Consider the following 4,532-nt stretch of genomic DNA (forward strand, 5'->3'; position numbering starts at 1 on the left):
ACGGCCGGTTCGGTGTTGCCGGGTCCGCCCGAAGGGGCCACCGGGTTGGCGCATCCCCCCACCAGATGCACAATACACAGCCCCAGGAGCAGCAAGCCGACGTATCTCACAAAACCGAGTGCAGCGCAAGACCGGTACATCGGGAGGCGCATGGGTCGTTTGGGTGAATGCAGAGGACGATGTTGTTATACGAAATCCGGTTGCAGGATTTTGGTGTCGCTTCGCTACTGCGCACCGGATGGGCGGACGAATAGACGGATCGGCGTTCTTCTCTTTCGCCCGTTCACCCGTCCATCCCTCCATACATCAACGGCGCAGGCGGAGTTGGTATTACGCGTAGATACCGCGCAGGCGAAGCGCCTCGGCGACTTTGCTCACGCCAACCACGTACGCTCCGATGCGAAGCGAGGTGTCGTGTTTTTCGGCGGTTTCGTAGACGCGGTTGAACGCATCGGTCATGGTGCGCTTCAGCCGCTTGTTGACACGCTTGAGCGACCAGAAGTAGCCTTGTCGGTCTTGCACCCACTCGAAGTAGGACACGGTAACGCCGCCCGCATTCGCCAGAATATCGGGGACGACCAGCACGCCTTTCTCATTCAGGATGTCATCGGCGGCAGGCACGGTGGGTCCGTTGGCGCCCTCGACCACAACACGCGCCTTCATATCTTTGGCGATCGACTTGGTGATCTGATCTTCTTTTGCGGCAGGCACGAGCACATCTACGTCGAGGGTGAGCAGCTCTTCGTTGGTGACGTGCGTGGCCTCGGTGTAGCCCTCCAGCGCCCCACCGTTCTCTTTGACGTACTGCTGCACGGCCGGGATGTCGAGTCCGTCGGCGTTGTAGTAGCCGCCGGTTACGTCGCTCACCGCCACCACGGTGCAGCCCTGCTCCTGCAACAGCTGCGCAGCCACCGATCCTACATTGCCAAAGCCCTGCACGGCTACGGTGCAGTCCTTGGGCGAGCGGTCGATCTGTTCGAGGGCCGCGAGGGTTACGGTCATCACACCGCGTCCGGTGGCCTCATGGCGTCCTTCGGAGCCGCCCAGCGCCACAGGCTTGCCCGTGACGACGGCATTTTCGGTGCGACGCGAGTGCATGGAGTAGGTATCCAGAATCCACGCCATAATCTGCTCATTGGTATTCATGTCGGGGGCCGGGATGTCGCGGTCGGGCCCGAACACGTTGAACAGGTCGGAGGTGTAGCGCCGCGTGAGGCGTTCCAGTTCGCCGGGACTCATTTCGCGTGGGTTGCACACGACCCCGCCTTTTGCGCCGCCGAACGGCACATCGACCACGGCGCACTTCCAGGTCATCCATGCGGCAAGCGCTTTCACCTCGCTCAGCGTAACGTCGGGGGCGTAGCGGATGCCGCCCTTGCTGGGGCCCAGCACGTTGTTGTGAATCACGCGGATCCCGTCGAACACTTTTACGTGGCCCGTATCCATCACCACAGGCACCGAGGTCATGAACACGCGGGCCGGACGGCACAGGTACTCGTAGAAGCCGGGGTTCAATTCCAGAATTTCGGCGGCCACGTCAAAGCGCTCCATCATCGACTGAAAGGGCGAATCTTGGTCGATGGGCGCGGGCTCGCGATAAACAGAGCGATCATGCACATCAAATTTGAACGGCATAAGGATAACCTCAGGTTGATGAAAACGTACAGAGCAGTTGGATGCCTGCTGTAGGACCCGCAAACACGGGCTGTGCAACATACGGGAGCGGTTCCATTCGTGCCACCGCACCCGGGCATCCGCATCCATTTTTACGATTTATCGCTTAACATCGCCGTTTATGCCTTCGCCCACACCACTTTCCAATCGTATGGCTTCCACCTTCAAGGGCTTGCAGCGCCGCCCCAACCGGCAGCGCGCCCAGTTAAGCGTGCTTGTTGGGATCCGCGCCATCGAGGCTGCCGTGCAGGGCGGGGCCCCGCTTGGGCACGTTGCGGGCACCGAATCGGCTTTGCAGAACACGCGGTTCCAGGCCCTAAGCGATGCCCTCACCGAGGTGCCGCTCTACACCGCCGATGCCGAGACGCTCAACGACCTGGCTCCCACCGCTACCGCCCAGGGCCTGCTGGCCACCGTGCGCCTGCCCGATCTGTCGCTGAGCGGACTCTGGGAAGCGGCCCGCACCACGCTTGTGCTCGATGGGGTGCAGGATCCGGGCAACGTAGGCACCCTCATTCGCACGGCAGCCTGGTTTGGAGTGGATGCCGTGGTGGCCGGTCCACAGACGGCGGGGCTGTTTCACCCCTCGGTGTTGCGCGCGGGCATGGGTGGGCATTGGGACGTGCGGCTGGCCCGCTCTTCCGATTTGGGGGAGGCCATTGCGCAAGCTCGTCGGTCGGGGGTTACTGGGTACGGCGCCGACATGGGCGGCACCCCGGCCCAGTACTGGCACCCCGTGCGGCCATCGCTGCTCGTGATTGGAAGCGAAGCGCATGGCCTGAGCCCCGCGCTGCTTGGCGCACTCGACGAACCCGTATCGGTCGAAGGCAGTGCGTCGCATCCTGCTACCGAATCGCTCAACGCAGCCGTGGCGGCGGGCATTGTAATGCACCGGTGGACGGTAGCTGCCCCCTGACGATCGGAGCGGCGCCCTGTTGATACATCGGGATGTTACATCGTACGGGTGTAATTTCCCTCCTCCCTTTGTATACTATGTGAGTTATCCACCTGGCATCGCTCCGTCGAGTGCTGCCCTCGCGTTCATCTGGTATGATCTCTTCGCTTCATGGAAATCTCGTCGCTACAAAGCCTTTCGCGTGAGCATGGACTCATGACGATGGAGCAGCCCCTCAAAGAGGGCGACGCCGAGCAACAATTGCGCATTGGCGTCCCCCGCGAGGTGGCCAACGAGGAACGGCGGGTGGCGCTTGCGCCCAGCGGGGCGGCCTCGCTGATCGCCTCCGGCCATGAGGTCTATGTCGAGCGGAATGCGGGGGTGCAAGCCCATTTCCAGAATGAGGAATATGCCGAGGCTGGGGCCGAGCTGATCGACGACCCGGGCGACCTGTATGCGCAATGCGACCTCATTGTGAAGGTGGGCCCTCCCAACGGCAAAGAACTCGACTACCTGTGCGAACGGCAGATTCTCATCTCAGCACTGAACCTGGGCGGTACGACGCCTGAGTATCTACATCACCTAAAACGCCTGCGCGTAACGGCGATCGGATTCGAGTTCATCCGCGACCGTGACGGTACGTTTCCTCTTGTACGCATGATGCACGAAATTACCGGCTCGATGGCCATTCAGGTGGCCGGGCGCTACCTGGAGAGCAACGAGGGCGGCAAGGGCGTTATGCTGGGCGGTATTTCGGGCGTACCGCCGTCAACCGTCGTCATCTTAGGCGCGGGGGTAATTGGCGAGTGGGCGGCTCGCACGGCCCTTGGCTACGGTGCCCAGGTAATTGTGCTCGACCAGGAGCTGGGCGCACTGCGCTCGCTGGAGCACTACCTCGACCGCCGCATCACCACCGCCATGGCCAGCGATCAGTACCTGCGCCAGGCCGTGCGCTCGGCAGACGTCGTGATTGGCGCGATGATGTCGGATGGCCAACGCTCGCCCCTGGCGGTGACCGACGACATGGTTGAGTCGATGGCACCCGGTGGCGTGATTGTTGATGCGGTGATGGACCAGGGCGGATGCATCGAAACAAGCCGTCCTACCACGCACTCCGACCCCATCTACCGCGAGCATGGCATCATTCACTACTGCGTGCCGAATATGCCGTCGAACGTGGCGCGCACAGCCAGCTATGCACTTACGCATGTACTGGTGCCTTATTTGCAACGCATTGGCGAGGTGGGCAGCATCAACGATGCGCTCTGGAACGACGAGGGACTACGCAGCGGCACCTACGTGTACCGCCAGCACCTTACGAAAAAGAGCCTGGCCACGCTCTTTGGCATGCCCTATCGAGATATTGAACTCCTCATCGCATCGGGCATTTAGCGGTGCCTCCGCCCTTAAAGGCCCGAATGGCTGGATGCCGTGCTGTTGTGCACGAAAATCCGAGTCCGAGCACCGTTGTAGCGAAGCGTAGATTACGGGCCACGCCCGGCCTGCTTCAGGCTCCGATCCGGGAAATGAAAAAGTGTGGAGGGCGGTCCGTGTCCTCCGTTTCGTCATCCTGGACAGAGCAGGTATACGTGATCGTACCTTCTGCGTTGTATCTGTATGGCGTCTCGCGCCCCTTCCCTTTTGTTACTCTGAACCCAACTGATTTGCCTATGCCCGTTGCTTCTTCCCTTCGTGTTGATCGCAACCTGTTCTTCGCGACTCCAAACGACAGGCTATCTCACTGTATAGCAGGGTATTTGTGGTGGTGGGGCCTCTGTCTATTCTTGCTTTTTCTGACCGCGCTCCCCAACTCTGCTACTGCGCAGTCAGTGTTTGCCGATGAGGGCGGTTTCCGCATTGCCGACGACGACGGCGATTACCAACTCCGCATTGGCGGCGACTTGCATTCCGATGCGCGCATGCTGTTGAATGAAGCGCCGGAAACCACGTCCTCCTTTTTTAT

General features: G+C 61.1%; 3 protein-coding genes. 2 read left to right on the plus strand and 1 reads right to left on the minus strand.

Annotation, left to right across the window (positions count from 1 at the left end; all coding sequences use genetic code 11):
• Nucleotides 1-330: 330 nt before the first annotated feature.
• Nucleotides 331-1,635 (minus strand): Glu/Leu/Phe/Val family dehydrogenase, encoded by a 1,305-nt coding sequence (locus R6U20_RS05940; RefSeq protein WP_410336946.1) that lies wholly within the window; start codon nucleotides 1,633-1,635, stop codon nucleotides 331-333.
• Between the two features lie 190 nt (nucleotides 1,636-1,825).
• Between R6U20_RS05940 and R6U20_RS05945 the strand changes: the two genes are divergently transcribed.
• Together R6U20_RS05945 and R6U20_RS05950 are read left to right on the plus strand one after the other, a co-directional pair.
• Nucleotides 1,826-2,590 (plus strand): TrmH family RNA methyltransferase, encoded by a 765-nt coding sequence (locus tag R6U20_RS05945; RefSeq protein ID WP_410336947.1) that lies wholly within the window; start codon nucleotides 1,826-1,828, stop codon nucleotides 2,588-2,590.
• Between the two features lie 150 nt (nucleotides 2,591-2,740).
• Complete coding sequence (locus R6U20_RS05950) at nucleotides 2,741-3,961, plus strand: alanine dehydrogenase (protein ID WP_410336948.1); 1,221 nt, start codon at nucleotides 2,741-2,743, stop codon at nucleotides 3,959-3,961.
• Nucleotides 3,962-4,532: the final 571 nt, after the last annotated feature.

Source organism: Longimonas sp., assembly GCF_046498435.1.
Classification (GTDB): Bacteria; Bacteroidota; Rhodothermia; order Rhodothermales; family Salinibacteraceae; genus Longimonas.

Coding starts and splice junctions, on each gene's coding strand:
- R6U20_RS05945 (WP_410336947.1), top strand. CDS start 1,826: ATGGCTTCCACCTTCAAGGGCTTGCAGCGCCGCCCCAACCGGCAGCGC.
- R6U20_RS05950 (WP_410336948.1), top strand. CDS start 2,741: ATGGAAATCTCGTCGCTACAAAGCCTTTCGCGTGAGCATGGACTCATG.
- R6U20_RS05940 (WP_410336946.1), bottom strand. CDS start 1,635: ATGCCGTTCAAATTTGATGTGCATGATCGCTCTGTTTATCGCGAGCCC.